The 19,645-nt window shown below is 72.1% G+C and carries 20 protein-coding genes; 6 read left to right on the forward strand and 14 right to left on the reverse strand.

Going from position 1 to position 19,645, the window contains the following annotated elements; genetic code table 11:
- Positions 1 to 60: 60 nt before the first annotated feature.
- A complete protein-coding gene (locus tag ACZ6ZT_RS13030) occupies positions 61 to 2,115 on the reverse strand; it encodes an APC family permease (protein ID WP_469718799.1) in 2,055 nt (684 codons plus the stop codon).
- A gap of 210 nt (positions 2,116 to 2,325) precedes the next feature.
- On the opposite strand from ACZ6ZT_RS13030, the gene ACZ6ZT_RS13035 reads away from it, so the two are divergent.
- Together ACZ6ZT_RS13035 and ACZ6ZT_RS13040 are read left to right on the forward strand one after the other, a co-directional pair.
- Positions 2,326 to 2,994 (forward strand): potassium channel family protein, encoded by a 669-nt coding sequence (locus ACZ6ZT_RS13035; protein ID WP_469718802.1) that lies wholly within the window; start codon positions 2,326 to 2,328, stop codon positions 2,992 to 2,994.
- Positions 2,991 to 3,653, forward strand: coding sequence for a potassium channel family protein (locus tag ACZ6ZT_RS13040; protein ID WP_266573493.1), 663 nt, complete (start codon positions 2,991 to 2,993; stop codon positions 3,651 to 3,653). Before ACZ6ZT_RS13035 ends, ACZ6ZT_RS13040 begins: the two co-directional genes overlap by 4 nt.
- A gap of 100 nt (positions 3,654 to 3,753) precedes the next feature.
- Here ACZ6ZT_RS13040 and ACZ6ZT_RS13045 read toward each other — a convergent pair whose 3' ends face one another.
- From ACZ6ZT_RS13045 to ACZ6ZT_RS13075, 7 genes are all read right to left on the reverse strand, one after another.
- Positions 3,754 to 4,503, reverse strand: coding sequence for a DUF3159 domain-containing protein (locus ACZ6ZT_RS13045; protein WP_469718805.1), 750 nt, complete (start codon positions 4,501 to 4,503; stop codon positions 3,754 to 3,756).
- Positions 4,504 to 4,506: 3 nt separating this feature from the next.
- Positions 4,507 to 4,926, reverse strand: coding sequence for an OB-fold nucleic acid binding domain-containing protein (locus ACZ6ZT_RS13050; protein WP_469718806.1), 420 nt, complete (start codon positions 4,924 to 4,926; stop codon positions 4,507 to 4,509).
- Between the two features lie 24 nt (positions 4,927 to 4,950).
- A complete protein-coding gene (locus tag ACZ6ZT_RS13055; RefSeq protein WP_469718809.1) occupies positions 4,951 to 5,637 on the reverse strand; it encodes a response regulator in 687 nt (228 codons plus the stop codon).
- The gene (locus ACZ6ZT_RS13060; protein WP_469718810.1) at positions 5,634 to 8,201 is read right to left on the reverse strand and encodes a DUF4118 domain-containing protein; all 2,568 of its coding nucleotides are present in this window, start codon (positions 8,199 to 8,201) and stop codon (positions 5,634 to 5,636) included. The genes ACZ6ZT_RS13055 and ACZ6ZT_RS13060 overlap by 4 nt, the downstream gene beginning before the upstream one ends.
- A 206-nt stretch (positions 8,202 to 8,407) precedes the next feature.
- The gene (locus ACZ6ZT_RS13065) at positions 8,408 to 9,190 is read right to left on the reverse strand and encodes a DUF3710 domain-containing protein (protein WP_469718812.1); all 783 of its coding nucleotides are present in this window, start codon (positions 9,188 to 9,190) and stop codon (positions 8,408 to 8,410) included.
- Between the two features lies 1 nt (position 9,191).
- Positions 9,192 to 9,737, reverse strand: a complete 546-nt coding sequence (gene dut / locus ACZ6ZT_RS13070; protein WP_469718813.1) for a dUTP diphosphatase — start codon at positions 9,735 to 9,737, stop codon at positions 9,192 to 9,194.
- Positions 9,737 to 10,321 carry a PaaI family thioesterase gene (locus ACZ6ZT_RS13075; protein ID WP_469718815.1) on the reverse strand — a complete coding sequence of 195 codons (585 nt, stop codon included), beginning with the start codon at positions 10,319 to 10,321 and terminating at the stop codon, positions 9,737 to 9,739. The genes dut and ACZ6ZT_RS13075 overlap by 1 nt, the downstream gene beginning before the upstream one ends.
- A 58-nt stretch (positions 10,322 to 10,379) precedes the next feature.
- On the opposite strand from ACZ6ZT_RS13075, the gene ACZ6ZT_RS13080 reads away from it, so the two are divergent.
- The gene (locus ACZ6ZT_RS13080) at positions 10,380 to 10,850 is read left to right on the forward strand and encodes a DUF3093 domain-containing protein (protein ID WP_469718817.1); all 471 of its coding nucleotides are present in this window, start codon (positions 10,380 to 10,382) and stop codon (positions 10,848 to 10,850) included.
- Between the two features lie 33 nt (positions 10,851 to 10,883).
- Here the strand turns inward: ACZ6ZT_RS13080 and ACZ6ZT_RS13085 are convergent, their stop codons facing one another.
- The 4 genes from ACZ6ZT_RS13085 to ACZ6ZT_RS13100 form a co-directional block, all read right to left on the reverse strand.
- A complete protein-coding gene (locus ACZ6ZT_RS13085; RefSeq protein ID WP_469718819.1) occupies positions 10,884 to 11,810 on the reverse strand; it encodes a hypothetical protein in 927 nt (308 codons plus the stop codon).
- A 10-nt stretch (positions 11,811 to 11,820) separates the two neighbouring features.
- Positions 11,821 to 12,117 (reverse strand): DUF4193 domain-containing protein, encoded by a 297-nt coding sequence (locus ACZ6ZT_RS13090; protein ID WP_030235196.1) that lies wholly within the window; start codon positions 12,115 to 12,117, stop codon positions 11,821 to 11,823.
- A 384-nt stretch (positions 12,118 to 12,501) separates the two neighbouring features.
- Positions 12,502 to 13,746, reverse strand: a complete 1,245-nt coding sequence (locus tag ACZ6ZT_RS13095; RefSeq protein WP_469718823.1) for a sensor histidine kinase — start codon at positions 13,744 to 13,746, stop codon at positions 12,502 to 12,504.
- Positions 13,747 to 13,750: 4 nt separating this feature from the next.
- Positions 13,751 to 14,404: a response regulator transcription factor gene (locus ACZ6ZT_RS13100; protein WP_266573503.1), complete on the reverse strand. Its 654-nt coding sequence runs from the start codon at positions 14,402 to 14,404 to the stop codon at positions 13,751 to 13,753.
- Between the two features lie 265 nt (positions 14,405 to 14,669).
- On the opposite strand from ACZ6ZT_RS13100, the gene ACZ6ZT_RS13105 reads away from it, so the two are divergent.
- On the forward strand, positions 14,670 to 14,837 hold the full coding sequence (locus ACZ6ZT_RS13105; protein WP_361599620.1) for a hypothetical protein: 168 nt from the start codon (positions 14,670 to 14,672) through the stop codon (positions 14,835 to 14,837).
- 102 nt (positions 14,838 to 14,939) lie between these two features.
- Here ACZ6ZT_RS13105 and ACZ6ZT_RS13110 read toward each other — a convergent pair whose 3' ends face one another.
- Together ACZ6ZT_RS13110 and ACZ6ZT_RS13115 are read right to left on the reverse strand one after the other, a co-directional pair.
- On the reverse strand, positions 14,940 to 15,743 hold the full coding sequence (locus ACZ6ZT_RS13110; protein ID WP_469718828.1) for an inositol monophosphatase family protein: 804 nt from the start codon (positions 15,741 to 15,743) through the stop codon (positions 14,940 to 14,942).
- A gap of 11 nt (positions 15,744 to 15,754) precedes the next feature.
- Positions 15,755 to 16,915: a ferrochelatase gene (locus ACZ6ZT_RS13115; protein ID WP_469718829.1), complete on the reverse strand. Its 1,161-nt coding sequence runs from the start codon at positions 16,913 to 16,915 to the stop codon at positions 15,755 to 15,757.
- 185 nt (positions 16,916 to 17,100) lie between these two features.
- Here ACZ6ZT_RS13115 and ACZ6ZT_RS13120 point away from each other — a divergent pair, with 185 nt between their 5' ends.
- Both ACZ6ZT_RS13120 and ACZ6ZT_RS13125 read left to right on the forward strand, forming a co-directional pair.
- Positions 17,101 to 18,357, forward strand: a complete 1,257-nt coding sequence (locus tag ACZ6ZT_RS13120) for an MFS transporter (protein ID WP_469718831.1) — start codon at positions 17,101 to 17,103, stop codon at positions 18,355 to 18,357.
- The gene (locus ACZ6ZT_RS13125) at positions 18,308 to 19,636 is read left to right on the forward strand and encodes a D-arabinono-1,4-lactone oxidase (protein ID WP_469718833.1); all 1,329 of its coding nucleotides are present in this window, start codon (positions 18,308 to 18,310) and stop codon (positions 19,634 to 19,636) included. Before ACZ6ZT_RS13120 ends, ACZ6ZT_RS13125 begins: the two co-directional genes overlap by 50 nt.
- The last annotated feature ends 9 nt before the right edge of the window (positions 19,637 to 19,645 follow it).

A 19,645-nucleotide genomic window follows, 5' to 3' on the forward strand; every position in this document is an offset into this window, starting at 1 on the left:
ACCGACCCACCAGTTTACGTGGGTCTCGTCCGGCCGTTCACCACCCGTGCCCGGGCGGGGCTACTTCCCCGCCGGGTCCTTCGGCCGCGCCCGCGGGGTGTCGACCGGGCCGCGGCGCACGGCGCCGGGGGCGTTCCACTCCTGGCGCTTCTTCGCCCGCCGCTTGGCGAGCTCCGAGGACTCCAGCTGGTAGGGCACCGAGGTCACCATCACGCCGGGCGTGAACAGCAGCCGGCCCTTGAGGCGCAGCGCGCTCTGGTTGTGCAGCAGGTGCTCGTACCAGCGGCCCACGACGTACTCGGGGATGTACACGCTGACCGCGTCGCGCGGGTTCTCGCTGCGCAGCCCCTTCACGTACTCCACCACGGGCCGGGTGATCTCGCGGTAGGGCGAGTCGAGGATCTTCAGCGGGACGTTGATACCGCGCCGCTCCCAGTCGGCCTTGAGCGCCTTCGTCTCGTCCGGGTCGACGCTGATGCTGAGCGCCTCCAGCGTGTCCGAGCGGGTGAGCTTGGCGAAGGCCAGGGCCCGCAGGGTCGGCTTGTGGACCTTGGAGACCAGGACGATGGAGTGGACCCGCGACGGGCGCACGCTGTCGTCACTGGGGCCCTCGGCCGCCGCGATCTCGTCGGCCACCCGGTCGTAGTGCTTCCGGATCGCCGTCATCGTCCCGTAGAAGATCAGCATGCCCAGCAGCGCGACCCAGGCGCCGTGGGTGAACTTCGTGGCGAGGACGACGACCAGCACCATGCCGGTGAAGAAGGCGCCGAAGGTGTTGATCGCCCGCGAGCGCTGCATCCGGCGCCGCGCGGCCTGGTCCCGCTCGGAGCGCAGGTGGCGGTTCCAGTGCCGGACCATGCCGATCTGGCTCAGCGTGAAGGAGACGAACACGCCGACGATGTAGAGCTGGATCAGCTTGGTGGAGTCGGCGTCGTAGATCCACACCAGCAGCATGGCGGCGCCCGCGAGGAGCACGATGCCGTTGGAGAAGGCGAGCCGGTCACCGCGGGTGTGCAGCTGGCGCGGCAGGTAGCGGTCCTGCGCGAGGATCGAGCCGAGCAGCGGGAAGCCGTTGTACGCGGTGTTGGCGGCCAGGAACAGGACGAGCGCGGTGGCGGTCGCCAGCACGATGAACAGGAAGCTGCCGTTGCCGAAGACGGCCTCGGCCACCTGGGAGATCACCGGGTGCTGGACGTAGTCGGCGCCGACCGGCTGGCCGTCCTTGAGCAGGTTGGTGGCGGGCGACTCGGCCATCTTCACGTCGGTGGCCATCGCCAGGGCGATGATCCCGCAGAACATGGTGACGGCCAGCGCGCCCATGAGGGCCAGGGTGGTGGCGGCGTTCTTGCTCTTGGGCTTGCGGAAGGCGGGTACGCCGTTGCTGATCGCCTCGACACCCGTCAGGGCCGCACAGCCCGAGGAGAAGGCCCGTAGCAGCAGGAAGACGAGGGCGAAGCCCGCGAGCCCCTGGTGCTCGGCCTTGATCTCCAGGTCGGCGGTCGGCGCCTGCATCGTGTGGCCCAGCACAAGGCCGCGCCACGCGCCCCACGCGATCATCACGAACACGGCGCCGACGAACACGTACGTCGGAATGGCGAAGAGTTTCCCGGATTCCTTCACTCCGCGCAGATTCATCAGCGTGAGCAGCAAAATCATGATCATCGCCGAGAGCACCTTGTGCTCGATGACGAAATCGACGGCGGAGCCGAGATTCTCTACTCCGGAGGAGATCGATACGGCGACGGTGAGGACGTAGTCGACGAGCAGGGCGCTCGCCACGGTGAGGCCGGCCTTGGGCCCGAGGTTGGTGTTGGCGACCTCGTAGTCACCGCCGCCGCTCGGGTACGCGTGGACGTTCTGCCGGTATGAGGCGACCACCGTGAACATCAGCACGACGACCGCGAGCGCGATCCAGGGGCTGAAGTGGTACGCCGACACACCCGCGATCGAAAGGACCAGCAGCACCTCGCCCGGGGCGTACGCCACCGAGGAGAGCGGGTCGGATGCGAACACAGGCAGGGCGATCCGCTTGGGGAGAAGCGTTTCCCCGAGGCGGTCGCTTCGCAGCGCCCGGCCGATCAGGATCCGTTTGGGCACGTCGGTCAGTTTGGACACGCAGAGGATCGTAAGCGTTCGAAATCCGGCTGACGAACCCCCGCCCCATTGTCGGCGGCGATGGACCCCCAATGGGAGACCCCGTGAGCCCCAAAGGGTCACACTGGTGACCGCCCGTGTGTAGCTTGGGCCATGGTCTGAGACCCTGTTTAGCCAGAGCATGCAATGAGGCTGGAAACCAGCGAGCCGCTGTCAGCCGGAAGGACGGCCGTGCACATCGTCATTATGGGCTGCGGAAGAGTGGGCTCCGCCCTCGCGCAGACCCTGGAACAGCAGGGGCACACGGTCGCGGTCGTCGACCAGGACCCCACCGCATTCCGCCGGCTGGGGGCGTCCTTCGGCGGCCGTCGCGTCACCGGGGTCGGCTTCGACCAGGACACCCTGCGGGAGGCCGGCATCGAGGAGGCGGGTGCCTTCGCGGCCGTCAGCAGTGGTGACAATTCCAACATCATCGCCGCCCGCGTGGCCCGCGAGATGTTCGGCGTCGAGAACGTCGCCGCCCGCATCTACGACCCCAAGCGCGCCGAGGTCTACCAGCGTCTCGGCATCCCCACCGTGGCGACCGTACGGTGGACCGCCGACCAGATGCTGCGCCGGCTGCTGCCCTCGGGCGCGGAGCCGCTGTGGCGCGACCCGAGCGGCGGCGTACAGCTCGCGGAGGTGCACACCTCCGCCGCCTGGATCGGTCACAAGGTGAGCCGGCTCCAGGACGAGACCGGGGTCCGTGTCGCGTTCCTCACCCGTCTGGGTGAGGCCACGCTGCCGACTTCGCAGACCGTCCTCCAGGAGGGCGACCTGGTCCACGTGATGATGCGGACGGACGAGATCGACAAGGTCGAGGCGGCCTTCGCCCAGGGGCCCGAGGAGGCACACGCATGAGGGTCGCGATCGCCGGAGCCGGCGCCGTGGGCCGCTCCATCGCGGGCGAGCTGCTGGAGAACGGCCACGAGGTGCTCCTCGTGGACAAGGCGCCGACCGCCATCTCGGTGGAGCGGGTCCCGCAGGCCGAATGGCTGCTGGCCGACGCCTGTGAGATCACCTCGCTCGACGAGGCCGCGCTGCAGCGCTGCAACGTGGTCATCGCCGCCACCGGTGACGACAAGGTCAACCTGGTCGTCTCCCTCCTCGCCAAGACCGAGTACGGGGTCCCCCGGGTCGTGGCGCGGGTCAACAACCCGAAGAACGAGTGGCTCTTCAACGAGTCCTGGGGCGTCGACGTGGCCGTGTCCACGCCGCGCCTGATGTCGGCCCTGGTCGAGGAGGCCGTCAGCGTCGGCGACCTGGTGCGGCTGCTGCGCTTCAGCCACGGCGACGCCAACCTCGTCGAGCTGACCCTGCCCGCCGACTCCCCGGTCGCCGGCACCCAGATCAGCGAGATCACCTGGCCCGAGGACACCTCGCTCGTCACGATCATCCGCGGCAACCGGGTGCTCACCCCGCACGGCGAGGAGACCCTGGAGCCGGGCGACGAGCTCCTCTTCGTGGCCGCGCAGGCCCGTGAGGAGCAGCTGGAGGACCTCCTCCAGGCCGGTCACTGACCGCGACCGCACCGCGTACGGCGAAGGGGCGGGGCGACCATCCGGTCGCCCCGCCCCTTTCCCGTATGCGGAGCCTCCCGTCCTACGGAGCCGCCCCCGCTCAGAGCCCGCGTTCCCGCGCCGCCGCGGCGGCCGCGGCCTTGGCCGCCTTCTCGGCGGCCTCCTCGGCCTCGTACTCGGCGATGACGTCGATCGGCGGCGGCGCCTTCGCCAGGAAGACCCAGGTGAAGTACACGGCCAGCACCATCGGCGGCAGCTTCAGCGCGATCAGCACCCAGCCCAGCTGCGTCGCGTCGCCCCACCAGTACAGCGGGAAGAGGATCGCGTACTTGGCGAGGAAGATGAGGCCCCAGGCCAGGCTGGCCTTGGTGTACGCCTTCTTGCGCCCCGGGTTGCGGGTGCGCCAGGACAGGTTCTCCTTGAACACCGGCCCCAGGATCACGCCCAGCAGCGGGAAGCCCACGAGCGCCGACAGGGTGAAGGCGACGCCCAGTCCGGCGCCGTAGATCATGCCGGGCAGGTAGAAGCCCTTGGCGCTGCCCGTGAACAGGGCGAAGGCCACGCCCACGCCCACGCCGAAGACCCCGCTGAAGGCGTGCTTGACGGTGTCCTTGCGCAGCAGCCGGACGATCACCAGCAGGACGGCGAGCGCCCCCGCCGCGATCGCCGAGGACGTCACGTCCTTGTTGATCGTGTAGATCATCACGAAGAGCAGGCCGGGGAGCATCGTCTCCACGGTGCCCCGGATCCCGCCGAAGGCGTCGAAGAGCGCCGCCTGCGTGACGGCCTTCTGGTCGTCGGTGGGTGCGGCGCCGGGATCCGGGCCGGACGGTCGGTCGAATGACGTCACCGGTTAGTGCTCCTGTCCGAGCGGTCGGAGTTCGTACTTCGGGTTGAAGAGCACCCGGCGGCCATGACTCATCGAGATCCGCCCGGAGGCGATCATGCGGCGCCCGGGCTCGATTCCCACGATCGAGCGACGTCCGAGCCAGACCACGTCGAGTCCGGCCGATCCGTCGAAGAGCTCCGCCTCCAGGGCGGGGACGCCCGCCCGGGGGCGCAGGGTCACGGTGCGCAGGGTGCCGGTGACCTTGACTATCTGGCGGTCGTGGGAGTCGCAGATCCGCGTGCACCCCGCGGCTTCTGCGTCCTCCTGCAGCTCCGCCGAATGCAGGTCTTCCTGGGAGGTCGACAGCCGCTCTATCATCCGGCGGAACCGGCCCGCCGGCCTGGCCGGTTTCACGGGCTTCTCGGGACGCGGTTCAGCACTCATACGGGAAGCCTACCGGCGCCCGGGCTACCTCTCGAAGCGGTATCCCATGCCCGGTTCGGTGATGAAGTGGCGCGGGTGCGAGGGGTTTGCCTCCAGCTTGCGCCGCAGCTGCGCCATGTAGACCCGCAGGTAGTTGGTCTCCGTGCCGTACGAGGGCCCCCAGACCTCCTGGAGCAGCTGCCGCTGGCTGACGAGTTTGCCGCCGTTGCGCACCAGCACCTCCAGCAGGTGCCACTCCGTGGGCGTCAGCCGTACGTCGCGTCCCTCGCGCACCGCCTTCTTGGCCGCGAGGTCCACCGTGAACCCCTCGGTCTCCACCGTGACCTCCTCCCCGCCCGCCCCGCCGGCCGGCTCGGCGCGGCGCACGGCGGCCCGCAGCCGGGCCAGCAGCTCGTCCATGCCGAAGGGCTTGGTGACGTAGTCGTCGGCGCCCGCGTCGAGCGCCTCGACCTTCTCGTCGGAGCTGTGCCGGGCGGAGAGGACCAGGATCGGCACCCGGGTCCAGCCGCGCAGCCCCCTGATCACCTCGACGCCGTCCATGTCGGGCAGGCCGAGGTCGAGGACCACCACGTCGGGGTGGCGGGCCGCGGCGAGCTCCAGGGCCTGCGCGCCGTCGGCGGCGGCGTCGACCTCGTACCTGCGCGCCTTGAGGTTGATCACGAGGGCCCGGACGATCTGCGGTTCGTCGTCCACCACGAGCACCCGGGTCATCGGGGTCCTGCTTTCTGTCGTTCCAGGTGTTCCCCGGCTCCCGTCGGATCCGGGGCGGGCAGCGCGCGCGCCGCGCGCAGGGTGAGCACCATCGTCAGGCCGCCGCCGGGGGTGTCCTCGGCGGCCAGGGTGCCGTCCATGGCCTCGGCGAAGCCCCGGGCCACCGCGAGGCCGAGGCCGACCCCGGCGCCGCGCGGGGCGTCGCCGTGGCGCTGGAAGGGGGCGAAGATCCGGTCCTTGGCCGCGTCCGGCACCCCGGGACCGCGGTCGACGACCCGCACCTCGACCCGGTCGCCGAGGAAGCTGGCCGCGACGAGCACCGGCTCCCCGCGCGGGCTGTACTTGACGGCGTTCTCCACCACATTGGCCACGGCCCGCTCCAGCAGCCCCGGGTCGACCGCCACCATGGGCAGGCTCTCCGGGACGTCCAGCACCACGCTGTCCTCCGGTACGCCGCCCAGCGCCATCGGGACCACCTCGTCCAGGTCGATCTCCCGGATCAGCGGTGTCACGGTGCCGGTCTGCAGCCGGGACATGTCCAGCAGGTTCCCCACCAGGTGGTCCAGCCGGTCGGCGCCGTCCTCGATCCCCTCCAGCAGCTCCGCCCGGTCCTCCTCGGACCATTCCACGTCGGCGGAGCGCAGGGAGCTGACGGATGCCTTGATGGAGGCCAGCGGGGTGCGCAGGTCGTGGCTGACGGCGGCGAGCAGCGCGGTGCGGATCCGGTTGCCCTCGGCCAGCCGCCGGGCCCCCTCGGCCTCCCCGACCAGCCGCTGGCGGTCGAGTACGACGGCGGCCTGGGCGGCGAAGGCGCCGAGCACCCGGCGGTCCTCGGCCGGCAGCACCCGCCCGGACAGGGCCAGCGCCATGTGGTCGCCGATCGGCATGTCCACATCGGCGTCCTCGGGCCGGGCGGCCGGGTGCGGGCCGACGCTGCCGGCCGGGGTCCAGGGCTCCACGTCCCCGGCGCGCTCCAGCAGGGCCACCGACTCCATGGCGAAGGTCTCGCGCACCCGCTCCAGCAGCGCGTCCAGGGCGGTCTCGCCGCGCAGCACGCTCCCGGCCAGGAAGGAGAGGATCTCGGACTCCGCGCGCAGCCGGGCGGCCTGGTGGGTGCGCCGGGCCGCGAGGTCCACCACCGAGGCCACCGAGACCGCGACCCCGAAGAACACGGCGATCGCCATGATGTTCCTCGGGTCGGAGATGGTGAACCGGTGCAGCGGCGGGGCGAAGAAGTAGTTCAGCAGCAGCGATCCGAAGGCCGCGGCGGCCAGGGCCGGCCAGAGCCCGCCGAGCAGTGCGGCGGCCACGGTCAGGGCCAGGAAGAGCAGCATGTCGTTGGCGAGGCCGGGATCGGCGGTGATGTGCGTCAGCAGCAGGCACAGCAGGGCCGGGAGGACCACGCCGACGGTCCAGCCGGCCAGGATCCGGGGCCGGCCGAGCCGGGCGGCGGTGCGGACCACGGGCAGCCCGCGCCCCCGGGCCACCTCCCCGTGGGTGACGATGTGCACGTCGAGGTCGGGGCCCGAGTCGCGGGCGACGGTGGCGCCCACGCCGGGGCCCAGGACGTACTGCCAGGTCTTGCGGCGGCTGGAGCCGAGCACGATCTGGGTGGCGTTGACCCCGCGGGCGAATTCCAGGAGGGCTTCGGGGACGTTGTCCCCGATCACATGGTGAAACGTTCCTCCCAGGTCTTCGACCAGGGTCCGCTGGACCGCGAGTTCCTTCGGCGAGGCCGAGGTGAGTCCGTCGCTGCGGGCGATGTACACGGCGAGGATCTCGCTGCCGGAGCCCTTGGCGGCCATCCGCGAGGCCCGGCGGATGAGGGTGCGCCCCTCGGGCCCCCCGGTCAGCCCGACGACGATGCGCTCGCGCGCCTGCCAGGTGGAGCGGATGCCGTGCTCGCCCCGGTACTGCTGGAGGTACTCGTCGGCCCGGTCGGCGACCCACAGCAGGGCCAGCTCGCGCAGCGCCGTGAGGTTGCCGGGCCGGAAGTGGTTGGACAGCGCCGCGTCGACCTTGTCGGGCCGGTAGATGTTGCCGTGGGCCATCCGCCGCCGCAGCGCCTGCGGGGACATGTCGACCAGCTCGATCTGGTCGGCCCGGCGGACCACCTCGTCCGGCACCGTCTCGCGCTGGCGCACCCCGGTGATCGACTCGACCACGTCGCCGAGCGACTCCAGGTGCTGGATGTTGACGGTGGACACCACGTCGATCCCGGCCCGGAGCAGCTCCTCCACGTCCTGCCAGCGCTTGGCGTTGCGCGAACCGGGCACGTTGGTGTGCGCGAGCTCGTCCACCAGCGCCACCGCCGGGCGGCGCGCCAGTACGGCGTCCACGTCCATCTCGGTGAAGCCGGCGCCCCGGTACGTCAGCTCCGCGCGCGGCACCTGTTCGAGACCGTGCAGCATCACCTCGGTGCGCGGGCGCCCGTGGTGCTCGACGAAGCCCACGACGCAGTCGGTGCCGCGCTCCACCCGGCGGTGGGCCTCCGACAGCATCGCGTACGTCTTGCCCACACCGGGCGCCGCGCCGAGATAGATCCTTAGCCTGCCGCGTCCCATGCGCTCATTCTCGGGGACGCCGGCGCGGTTCACGCACCGATGGGCCGCCCCGGGCCCATCCCTGACGCATCCCTGACGCCCCGCCCCGGCCGTCCCCGGCCGTCCGCCGCCCGGCACGGCCCGGAAAAAGCCGGTGGGCCCCGTACCCGAGCGGTACGGGGCCCACCGGCCCCATGTGCGATGCGATGCCTCGATGAGGCCGCGGTTCAGCGGACCTCGGTGATCTCCGGGCCGCGCTCCAGCTGGCCCATGCCGCCGCCGAAGCGGGAGCCCTCCTGCTCCTCGGCCGTCTGCACGCCGTCCGGCACCATCTGGGCGTCGTTCGGCAGCTTCAGGACGATGGGGTCACGCGGGGCCATCGGCCCGTCGCCCCGCAGGACGACGGTCTCCCGGAAGATCTGCTCCAGTACTCCGGCCGACTCCGGGCGCACCGCGCCCTGGCCGGAGATCACGCCGCGCAGGAACCAGCGCGGGCCGTCGACACCGACGAAGCGGACCAGCTGGGCGCCGGTCTGGCCGTCGGGCAGCGGGACGGGGACCTGCGCGCGCAGCTCCCAGCCCAGCGGACCCTCGACCTCGTCGATGATGCCGCCCTGCTGGGTGATGCCCGAGGCGATCTCCTCGCGGACCTCGCCCCAGATGCCCTCCTTCTTGGGCGCGGCGAAGGCCTGCAGCTGCACGGCGCTGTCCCCGAGGACCACGGTCGCGGCGACGATCGCGTCCCCGGCGACCTCCACGCGCAGCTCCATGCCCTCGACACCGGGTACGAGGATGCCGCCCAGGTCGACCCGGCCCTCGGCCGGGTTTCCGGGCACTTCGGAGACGTCCCACGGGCCGTCGGGCCGCGGGGCCGGAGGCAGGTTCAGCCTGCGCGGCCCGGCGGAGTCGAGTCCGTCGGCGTCGTCCGGCTCGTCGGCGCGCACGCCGTCGACCTGCTCGGCCGCGCCGCCGTCCTTGACGGAGTCGTTCTTCTTGCGACGTCCGAACACGTCACTGTCCTTCCCGGTCGGTTACGACCGAAGCGTAGCCATTCCCACCCTGCTGACCAGCGCCCGATCCGGCCACGGCCGCATGGCCGCCGGTGGAGCCGAACCCCCCGTCGGCCCGGGCCGAGCCGGGCAGCTCCTCCACCTCGTGGAAGCGCACCTTCTCGACCCGCTGGACAACCAGCTGGGCGATGCGGTCGAAACGCTCGAACCGGACGCTCTCGCGCGGGTCGAGATTGACCACGATCACCTTGATCTCCCCACGGTACCCGGCATCCACCGTCCCCGGGGCATTCACGAGCGCGAGCCCGCAGCGGGCGGCCAGGCCCGAGCGCGGATGCACGAAGGCGGCGTACCCGTCGGGCAGCGCGATGGAGATCCCGGTGGGCAGGACGGCCCGCTCGCCGGGCGCCAGTTCGGCGGCCTCGGTGGTCACCAGGTCGCAGCCGGCGTCGCCGGGGTGACCGTAGGCGGGCAGGGGCACCTCGGGGTCGACGCGACGGATCAGCACGTCGACGTCATGGCGGGGCGCGTGGTTGTTCTGGGGCATCAGGGGTTCACCTCGAAGGCGCGTGCGCGCCTGACCTGGTCCGGGTCGGACATCGCCGCCCGGATCTCCTCGGGCCGACCGTTGTCGATGAAGTGGTCGACCTTCACCTCGATGAACAGGGCCTCGGCGCGTACGGCCACCGGTCCCTGCGGGCCGCCTATCCTGCCGACGGCCCTGGAGTAGATCTTCCGCCCGGCGACGGCGGTGACCTCGGCCTCCAGATACAGCACGGTGTCCACGGGCACGGGCCGTACGAAGTCGGTCTCCAGTCGGCCGGTGACCGCGATCAGCCGCAGCAGCCAGTTCAGGGAGCCGAGCGTCTCGTCCAGCGCGGTGGCCAGGACGCCGCCGTGGGCCAGCCCGGGCGCGCCCTGGTGAGCGGGCTTGACGGTGAACTCGGCGGTGACGCGTACGCCCTCGCCCGCGCGGGCCTCGAGGTGGAGGCCGTGCGGCTGTCCCTCGCCGCAGCCGAAACAGTGTCCGTAGTGCGCACCGAGGAGCTCGCCGGGTGCCGGGGCGTCGGGGTGCCGGACCGGTGCGACGGCATCGGCCGGGGGCGTCAACGCTGTGTTTCGTCCACTCACAGCCGCAGACCTTACCCGCGCGGCTACCCGCCGGTCGCCTCGTGGCAGGCTTGCGGGTATGCAGCTCTCCCCCGCGCACCACGACGAACGCCTGTCCGCCCCCCGCTCCTGGTGGGGCATCGCGGCATTGACCGGTGTGGGGTGCGCCCTGACGCTGCTGCCGCTGGGCGCCCTGCCGCCGCTGCTGGGGCTGGTGGGCGGCAGCGTGCTGGCGGGGATGCTGGTGAGTTCGTACGGTTCCGCGCGCGTGCGTGTGGTGAACGGCTCCCTCGCCGCGGGCGACGCCCGGATCCCGGTCTCCGCGCTGGGCGAGCCCGAGGTGCTGGAGGGGGAGGAGGCCCGCGCCTGGCGCACGTACAAGGCCGACATGCGCGCCTTCATGCTGATGCGCAGCTACGTGACCACCGCGGTGCGGGTCGAGGTGACGGACCCGGCCGACCCCACCCCGTACGTCTACGTCTCCACCCGCGAGCCCCGAGCCCTGGCGGCGGCGATCCGGGCGGCGAAGGACACCCCGGCCGGAGCCTGAGGGTCCGGGCCGGCCCGGCCCGCTCGGCCGGCCTCAGTCGTCCTCGCGCTCGGGGCTCTCCAGTGCGGCCCGGCCGGCCCCGGGAAGGGCCGTGGCGGGGGTGTCAAGGGGCGCCGGTGCGGGCAGGGCGTCCCAGGGCACGGCCCGGCGCCGCAGGTCACCACGCACCTTCTCGGCCACTTTGCGGGTGTCGCGGCGGTTCATGGCCGCTCCTACGGCGGCGCCCACCATGAACGGCATCAGGTTGGGCAGGTTGCGGAACGTCCGCTTCATGATCTGCTGGCGCAGTTCGCGCCTCATCTGCCCGCCGAGCGCCGCGTTCAGCGTCGTCGGCTTGGTCAGGTCGATCCCGCGTTCCTCGGTCCATGCCGTGAGGACGGCGAGGCCGCGTTCCTTCAGGGTGCCGGGCGGCCGCTGCCCGTAGACCTCGTGGAGTTCGGCGACGAGCTTGAGCTCGATTGCGGCCACCGCGGTGATCTCCGCGGCCAGCTCCGCCGGCATCGCGGGCGGAACCGGCAGCATCGCCGCGGCGCCGATGCCCGCGCCGACGGTCGACGTGGCATGGGCGGCGCCGGCGATCAGCTTGTCGGCCAGCTGATCGGGGTCGAGGCCCGGGAACTGCGCGCGCAGGGTCGCGAGGTCCCGAACCGGAACGCGCGGTGCGTTCTCGATGATGCGGTCGGCGACGTACAGGGCGGCGGCCTTCGCGCTATCGCCGCCCCTGCGCACACCGTTCCTGACGGCTTGCATCCGGCTCGCCCCGGGCTGGTCCCGGGACCCCTCGCCGGCCGCGGTGGCCGAGGGCACCACTTCAGCGGCGCCCGAGGGCAGGCCGGTGGCGTCGGCGGCCGAGGCGCCGGAGGCACCGGGGCCCGTTGCCGGGCCCGTGGCCGCCTGCGTCTCCGCCTGACCGCCGGATTTCCGGAAGCGTCGTTTCCGGAAGGGCGTCGAGCCGGTCACGGCCGCGGCCTCAGTCGCAGTCGCGGCAGATCGGCTGACCGTTCTTCTCGCGGGCCAGCTGGCTGCGGTGGTGCACCAGGAAGCAGCTCATGCAGGTGAACTCATCGGCCTGCTTGGGGAGCACCCGGACGGCCAGTTCCTCGTTGGAGAGGTCCGCGCCGGGGAGCTCCAGGCTCTCGGCGCCGTCGAAGTCCTCGACGTCGACGTTCGAAGAGGACTTCTCGCTGCGCCGGGCCTTCAGCTCCTCGATGCTGTCGTTGTCGACGTCATCGTCGGTCTTGCGTGGGGTGTCGTAGTCCGTTGCCATGTTTTCGCTCTCCCCCTCTGGGATTTAGCGGTGTCTCAGCGCACGTAACGCGCGAGAGGCCGGACTTGTGCCCGACCTGAGGCGGAGATTTTGCCTCACATCAAGGTCTGTTACTCAATCGACACCCAGCCGCACGCCCGAAGGGGCTTGTAGCTGGGATGACGACCGGGACCGTACACGGTCCGGGGACCGTCTTGCACAAACGCCACCCGGTGTATTTCCCGCCATCCCGGGGGCCGGAAACCCGGACTTCCCGGGCTTTCCGGCCGTCCCGGGGTCACGGAACGCACAGGGCCGGACACCCGGCCATGTGATCGATCACACAGGTACCATCCTGCACCCGCCTCGGCTATTCCGCTGACAGCGAACGCGGGACGGGTGGGATCAGAGGGGCAACGTGACACGCATCACGAGGCCACCGCCCTCGCGAGGCGTCGCGAGGATGCGGCCGCCGTGGGCGCGCGCCACGGAGCGCGCGATGGACAGGCCGAGCCCCACCCCCTTGTCGCTGCCCGTTCGCTCCGTACGCAGCCGCCTGAAGGGCTCGAAGAGGTTGTCCACCTCGTACGCGGGAACCACCGGACCGGTGTTCGACACCAGGAGCACCGCCTGGCCGTGCTGGACCTCGGTCGTGACCTCCACCCAGCCGTCCTCCGGCACGTTGTACCGGACGGCGTTCTGGACCAGGTTGAGGGCGATCCGCTCCAGCAGGACGCCGTTGCCCTGGACCACGGCCAGCGCCCGCTCGCCGCGGATCTCCACGCCCTTCGCCACGGCCTCCCCGCGCGCCTGGTCGATGGCCCGCGAGGCGACCTCGGCCAGGTCGACCGGCTTGCGTTCGACGATCTGGTTCTCGCTGCGGGCCAGCAGCAGCAGGCCTTCGACCAGCTGCTCGCTGCGCTCGTTGGTGGCCAGCAGCGTCTTGCCGAGCTGCTGGAGCTCCACCGGGGCACCGGGGTCCGACAGGTGCACCTCCAGCAGCGTCCGGTTGATGGCCAGCGGGGTCCGCAGCTCGTGCGAGGCGTTGGCCACGAAGCGCTGCTGGGCCGTGAAGGCCCGCTCCAGCCGGTCCAGCATCTCGTCGAAGGTGTCGGCCAGCTCCTTCAGCTCGTCGTCCGGCCCGTCCAGCTCGATCCGCCGGGTCAGGTCGGAGCCGACCACCCGGCGGGCGGTACGGGTGATCTTGCCCAGCGGCGAGAGCACCCGGCCGGCCATCGCGTAGCCGAAGGCGAAGGCGATGACGCTGAGGCCCAGCAGGGCCATCAGGGAGCGGCGCAGCAGGTCGTCCAGCGCGTGCTTGCGCTGGTCGAGGATGCACTGTCCGATCGCGGCGTTGAACTGGTCGATGGACTGGTCGATGCCCACCCCGGAACAGGTGGTGCTGGAGACCTCGACCTTCTGGCCGCCGACGATCTTGAACGGGAGCGCGTTGCCCTCCCGCAGCGCCTGCGCGGCCAGCAGGTAGATGATCGACAGCAGCAGGATCCCGGCGATCAGGAACATGCCGCCGTAGAGCAGGGTGAGGCGTATCCGGATGGTCGGCCTCAGCCACGGGAAGGGACCCTCGGGCTGGCCGGGGTCCCAGGTCGGTTTCGGTGGCGCGGCCGGTGGCGCCGGGGTCGCGGCCACCCGGTCAGATCCGGTATCCGGAGCCGGGCACCGTCACGATGACGGGCGGCTCGCCGAGCTTGCGGCGCAGGGTCATCACGGTCACCCGGACCACGTTCGTGAAGGGGTCGGTGTTCTCGTCCCAGGCCTTCTCCAGCAGCTGCTCGGCCGAGACGACGGTTCCCTCGCTGCGCATGAGGACCTCCAGCACCGCGAACTCCTTCGGCGCCAGCTGCACCTCCCGGCCCTCCCGGAACACCTCGCGCCGGTTGGGGTCCAGCTTGATCCCGGCCCGCTCCAGCACGGGCGGCAGGGCCACGGTCGTGCGCCGTCCCAGCGCCCGGACGCGGGCGGTCAGCTCGGTGAACGCGAAGGGCTTGGGCAGGTAGTCGTCCGCCCCCAGCTCCAGGCCCTCGACCCGGTCGCTCACATCGCCCGAGGCGGTCAGCATGAGCACCCGGGTGGGCATGCCGAGCTCGATGATCCGCCGACAGACGTCGTCCCCGTGGACCAGCGGAAGGTCCCGGTCGAGCACGACCACGTCGTAGTCGTTCACCCCGACGCGCTCCAGGGCCGCGGCGCCGTCGTACACGACGTCCACGGCCATGGCCTCCCGGCGCAGGCCGGTGGCCACCGCATCGGCGAGCAGCTGCTCGTCCTCGACGACGAGTACGCGCACGTCGTTTCCTTCCTTCGAGCCCAGAAGGGCACACGTGTATTGCGCCTCCATCCTGCCGGTTTCCGCCGTAAACCGGCTGTAAGGCGCCCCTTCGGGCCCCCGCGGGAGGTGTGGAGGGCGTGGAGGTGAGGATTCTCTCGCCTCACGAGGTTTCTGGGACCTGGGCGCCGGGGATGACGTCACCACACCCCGACCACTCCACTCCCTGGACGACGGATGGCTCCGTGCCCTCCGCCGCCGGCCCACGAAGAGGGGGCGAACCATCATGGACGCATTCACCGCGGGTCTCCTGCAACGCATCAAAGCCACGCAGTCGGACCTCAGCAAGGCCCGTGAGACGGGCGACGACTACCTCGCGGATGTGGAACAGGCCGAGCTGGAAGACCTCCAGCGGCTCGCCGCGGAACACGGCGTGCCCGTGACCGCCGCCTGACCCCCTCGGCACCCGACCCCAGCCCGTCCGTCCGGACCCCGGCCGCCTTCCAGGCGGCCGGGGTCCGTTCTGATGTCCGGGCCCCCGCGGGCGGGGCGGCGGTCAGTCGTGCCAGGCGCCGGTCTCCTCCAGCAGCGGCTGGAGCGAGGCGAAGACCGCCGGGGAGGCCGCCAGGGCCAGCTCCCCCGAGGCCGGCTCGCCGGGCCGCCCGCCCGTACGGGCCCCCGCCTCACGGGCGATCAGCTCGCCCGCGGCCAGGTCCCAGGGGTTCAGCCCGCGCTCGTAGTACCCGTCGAGGCGCCCGGCGGCCACGTCGCACAGGTCGAGCGCCGCCGATCCACCGCGCCGGATGTCGCGCACCAGCGGGATGATCCGCCGGGCGACCTCGGCCTGGTGGGCCCGCCGGGTCTGCACGTACGCGAACCCGGTGCCGATCAGCGCCCGGTCCAGCGGCGCCGCCGCCCGGCAGCCGAGCCGGACCCCGCCGAGCCAGGCCCCGCCGCCGAGGACCGCGTGGTACGTCTCCCCGCGCATCGGGGCCGCCACCACCCCGGCCACCGTCTCGCCCCGGTACTCGGCGGCGATGGACACGCCCCAGCTGGGCAGCCCGTAGAGGTAGTTCACGGTGCCGTCCAGCGGGTCGACGACCCAGCGCACCCCGCTGCTGCCGGCGACGTCCGCGCCCTCCTCGCCCAACAGCCCGTCGTCGGGCCGCCGTTCGGCGAGGATCCCGGTGATCAGCTTCTCGGCCGCGATGTCCATCTCGGTCACCACGTCGATCGGGCTGGACTTGGTCGCCGCCACCGCCAGGTCCGCGGGGCGGCCGTCGCGCAGCAGCTCCCCGGCCCGCCGGGCGGCCTCCAGGCCCACGTCCAGCAGTTCGGCCTTCAGTTCTTCCGAGATCACGGTGGCACTCCCTACGCGTACGGACTGTCGGCGCCCGCGGCCGCGGGCCGGGGCGTGCGCGCCGGGCAGCAGCCCACCGCGCAGAGGTCGTGGCTGGGTCCGAGCAGCCCGAGCGCGCACCGCTCGACGCTCTCGCCGCGTTCGGCGGCGGCCCGCTCCAGCACGAGGTCGCGTACGGCCGCGGCGAAGCGGGGGTCCGCGCCGACCGTCGCCGACCGGGCGACGGGCAGGCCGAGTTCGGCCGCCTTGGCGACGGCCTCGGTGTCGAGGTCGTACAGGACCTCCATGTGGTCGGAGACGAAACCGATCGGCACCATCACGGCCGCGGGCGCGCCCGCGGCGTGCAGGGCCTCCAGGTGGTCGCAGATGTCCGGCTCCAGCCAGGGGATGTGCGGGGCGCCGCTGCGGGACTGGTAGACGAGCTCCCAGGGCAGCTCGGCGCCCGTCCGCGCGCGGACGGCCTCGGTGATCACCCGGGCCACGTCGAGGTGCTGCCTGACGTAGGCGCCGCCGTCGCCGTGCTCCCCGGCCGGGCCGGAGGTGTCGGCGGCGGCGGTCGGGATGGAGTGGGTGGTGAAGACCAGGTGCGCCCCGTCGCGCACGACGTCGGGGAGCCCGGCCAGGGCGGTGAGCACCCCGTCGGTCATGGGCCCCACGAAGCCGGGGTGGTTGAAGTAGTGCCGCAGCTTGTCCACCCGGGGCAGTTCGGCCACGCCCTCCGCTTCGAGGGCGGCCAGCGCGTCGGCGAGGTTCTCCCGGTACTGGCGGCAGCCCGAGTAGGAGGCGTAGGCGCTGGTGGCGAGGACGGCGATACGGCGCCGGCCGTCGGCGGCCATCTCCCGCAGCACGTCGGTCAGATACGGGGCCCAGTTCCGGTTGCCCCAGTACACCGGCAGGTCCAGCCCGTGCGCGGCGAAGTCCTCGCGCAGCGCCGCCAGCAGCTCGCGGTTCTGCGCGTTGATCGGGCTGACCCCGCCGAAGCCGAAGTAGTGCTGCCCGACCTCCTTGAGCCGCTCGCGCGGGATCCCGCGTCCGCGCGTGACGTTCTCCAGGAACGGCACGACGTCGTCGGGTCCCTCGGGGCCGCCGAAGGACAGCAGCAGCAGGGCGTCGTAGGGGGCGGCGAGGCCTTCGGCCACGGGCGCGTCGGGGGCACGGAGCTGGTCTGACATGCCTCGAATCCTGCCACCCGGCGCGCCGCCGGGGAGAACCACCCGGCCCACGCCGCGGCCGCGCCGCCGGTAAGGTGACCCTAAGTTGAGCGGCCGGGACGGATGCGTCCCGGCCGGTCCCCGTGCGGGTGCCGTGTCGGCGGCCGTAACCTGTATGGGCCGATGACGTCCCTTACGGAGACACCTTGCCCAGTCCCTATCGCGCGATCTTCGCGGCCCCCGGCACCAAGGGGTTCAGCGCCGCCGGCCTCATAGGCCGGCTGCCGATCTCCATGGTGGGCGTCGGCATCCTGACCATGATCTCGGAGATCACCGGCCGGTACGCGATGGCCAGCGCGCTCACCGGCACCCTGGCCCTCGCGGCCGCCGTCGTCGGCCCCCAGGTCTCCCGCCTGGTGGACCAGTACGGACAGCGGCGGGTCCTGCGCCCCGCGACGCTGATCTCCGTCGCCGCGGTCGCGGGGCTGCTGCTGGCCGCCGCGAACGGCCTGCCCGACTGGACCCTCTTCGTCTGCGCCGCCGTCGCCGGCTGCGTCCCGAGCGTCGGCTCGATGGTGCGCGCCCGCTGGACCGTCCTCTACCGCGACTCCCCCCGCGAACTGCACACCGCGTACTCCTTCGAGTCCGTGGTGGACGAGGTCTGCTTCATCTTCGGCCCGATCCTCGCCATTGGCCTCTCCACCACCTGGTTCCCCGAGGCCGGACCGCTGATCGCGGCCCTGTGCCTGCTGGTCGGCGTCTGGCTGCTCACCGCGCAGCGCGCCACCGAGCCCGCGCCGCACCCGCGCGACGAGAGCGCCGGGCGCCGCTCCGCGCTGCGCTCCCCCGGCCTCCAGGTGCTGACGGCCACGTTCGTGGCGACCGGCGCGATCTTCGGCTCCATCGACGTGTCCACCCTGGCCTTCGCCGAGGAGCAGGGGAACAAGTCCTCGGCCAGCTTCATCCTGGCCATTTGGGCGGCCGGATCCTGCCTGGCCGGCATCGTCTTCGGCCTGCTCCATCTCAAGGGCCGGACGGAACGCAGGTGGGTACTGGGCATCTGCGCGATGGCCGTGAGTATGATCCCCCTCCTACTGGCCGGGAACCTTCCGTTTCTGGCCGTGGCGCTCTTCGTCTCGGGCCTCGCCATCGCTCCCACGATGATCACCACGATGGCCCTGATCGAGGCGCACGTACCACGCGCGAAGCTCACCGAGGGCATGACCTGGATCAGCACCGGCCTGGCGGTCGGCGTGGCGGTCGGCTCCTCCGTGGCCGGCCTCGTCATCGACGCGGCCGGCGCCCAGCGCGGGTACGTCGTCTCGGTCGCGGCGGGAACCGCCGCGGCGGCGGTGGCGTTCGCGGGTTACCGCCGGCTGACGAGGCCGGCGCAAGGGGAGGAGCCTTCCACCGATGGCGACGGGGACAGCAGCGCAGGAACACCGGCCGACCGCATGGCGTAACTGGGCGGGGAACGTGAGCGCCACGCCCGCGCGCGTGGTCAGCCCGGCCTCGGTCGGGGAACTCCAGGAGGCCGTCCGCCGGGCCGCCGAGCAGGGGCTGCGGGTGAAGGCGGTGGGCACCGGCCACTCCTTCACCGCGGCGGCGGCGACCGACGGGGTACTCGTACGGCCGCAGGCCCTGAGCGGGATCCGCTCGGTCGACCGGGCCGCCGGGACCGTCACGGTGGCGGCCGGCACGGTTCTGAAGGACCTCAACCGGGCGCTGGCCGCCCAGGGCCTCTCGCTCACCAACATGGGCGACATCATGGAGCAGACGGTGTCCGGCGCCACCAGCACCGGAACGCACGGCACGGGCCGCGACTCGGCCTCCCTCGCGGCCCAGATCCGCGCCCTGGAGCTGGTCACGGCCGACGGGCGGGTCGTGACCTGCTCGGAGAAGGAGAACCCGGAGATCTTCGCGGCCGCCCGGCTCGGCATCGGCGCCCTGGGCATCGTCACCTCGCTCACCTTCGCGGTCGAGCCGCTCTTCCTCCTGACCGCCCGTGAGGAGCCCATGGGCTTCGACCGGGTGACCGCCGAGTTCGACCAGCACGTCGCGGAGAACGAGCACTTCGAGTTCTACTGGTTCCCGCACACCGGCAATTGCAACACCAAGCGCAACAACCGCAGCCAGGGTCCGGCCGCCCCGCCCGGCGCCCTCAGCGCCTGGATCGAGGACGAACTGCTGTCCAACGGGGTCTTCCAGGCCGTCAACTCGCTGGGGCGGGCCCTGCCCGCGACCGTCCCCGCCATCGCCCGGGTGGCCAGCCGCGCCCTGTCGGCGCGCACCTACACGAACATCCCGTACAAGGTGTTCACCAGCCCGCGCCGGGTGCGCTTCGTGGAGATGGAGTACGCCCTCCCGCGCGAGCACCTGGTCGGGGCGCTGCGGGAACTCAAGGCGATGGTCGACCGGTCCCGGCTGCGGATCAGCTTCCCGGTGGAGGTGCGCACGGCCCCGGCCGACGACATCACCCTGTCCACCGCGTCCGGCCGGGAGAGCGCCTACATCGCGGTGCACATGTACAAGGGCACCCCGTACCAGGCCTACTTCACGGCCGCCGAGCGCGTCTTCACCGCGCACGGCGGGCGGCCGCACTGGGGCAAGCTGCACACCCGGGACGCGGAGTACCTCGCCGGGGTCTACCCGCGCTTCGGGGAGTTCACCGCACTGCGCGACCGGCTGGACCCGGACCGGCTGTTCGGCAACGACTACCTGCGGCGCGTCCTCGGGGACTGAGCCGGGCGC

The organism is Streptomyces sp. NPDC102258 (genome assembly GCF_055584685.1).

Bases quoted from the DNA above. Each gene is read 5' to 3' on its own strand.
- ACZ6ZT_RS13080 (WP_469718817.1), top strand. From the start codon at position 10,380: ATGCAGCTCTCCCCCGCGCACCACGACGAACGCCTGTCCGCCCCCCGC.
- ACZ6ZT_RS13060 (WP_469718810.1), bottom strand. From the start codon at position 8,201: ATGGGACGCGGCAGGCTAAGGATCTATCTCGGCGCGGCGCCCGGTGTG.
- ACZ6ZT_RS13090 (WP_030235196.1), bottom strand. From the start codon at position 12,117: ATGGCAACGGACTACGACACCCCACGCAAGACCGACGATGACGTCGAC.
- ACZ6ZT_RS13040 (WP_266573493.1), top strand. From the start codon at position 2,991: ATGAGGGTCGCGATCGCCGGAGCCGGCGCCGTGGGCCGCTCCATCGCG.
- ACZ6ZT_RS13115 (WP_469718829.1), bottom strand. From the start codon at position 16,915: ATGTCAGACCAGCTCCGTGCCCCCGACGCGCCCGTGGCCGAAGGCCTC.
- ACZ6ZT_RS13050 (WP_469718806.1), bottom strand. From the start codon at position 4,926: ATGAGTGCTGAACCGCGTCCCGAGAAGCCCGTGAAACCGGCCAGGCCG.
- dut (WP_469718813.1), bottom strand. From the start codon at position 9,737: ATGCCCCAGAACAACCACGCGCCCCGCCATGACGTCGACGTGCTGATC.
- ACZ6ZT_RS13055 (WP_469718809.1), bottom strand. From the start codon at position 5,637: ATGACCCGGGTGCTCGTGGTGGACGACGAACCGCAGATCGTCCGGGCC.
- ACZ6ZT_RS13105 (WP_361599620.1), top strand. From the start codon at position 14,670: ATGGACGCATTCACCGCGGGTCTCCTGCAACGCATCAAAGCCACGCAG.
- ACZ6ZT_RS13125 (WP_469718833.1), top strand. From the start codon at position 18,308: ATGGCGACGGGGACAGCAGCGCAGGAACACCGGCCGACCGCATGGCGT.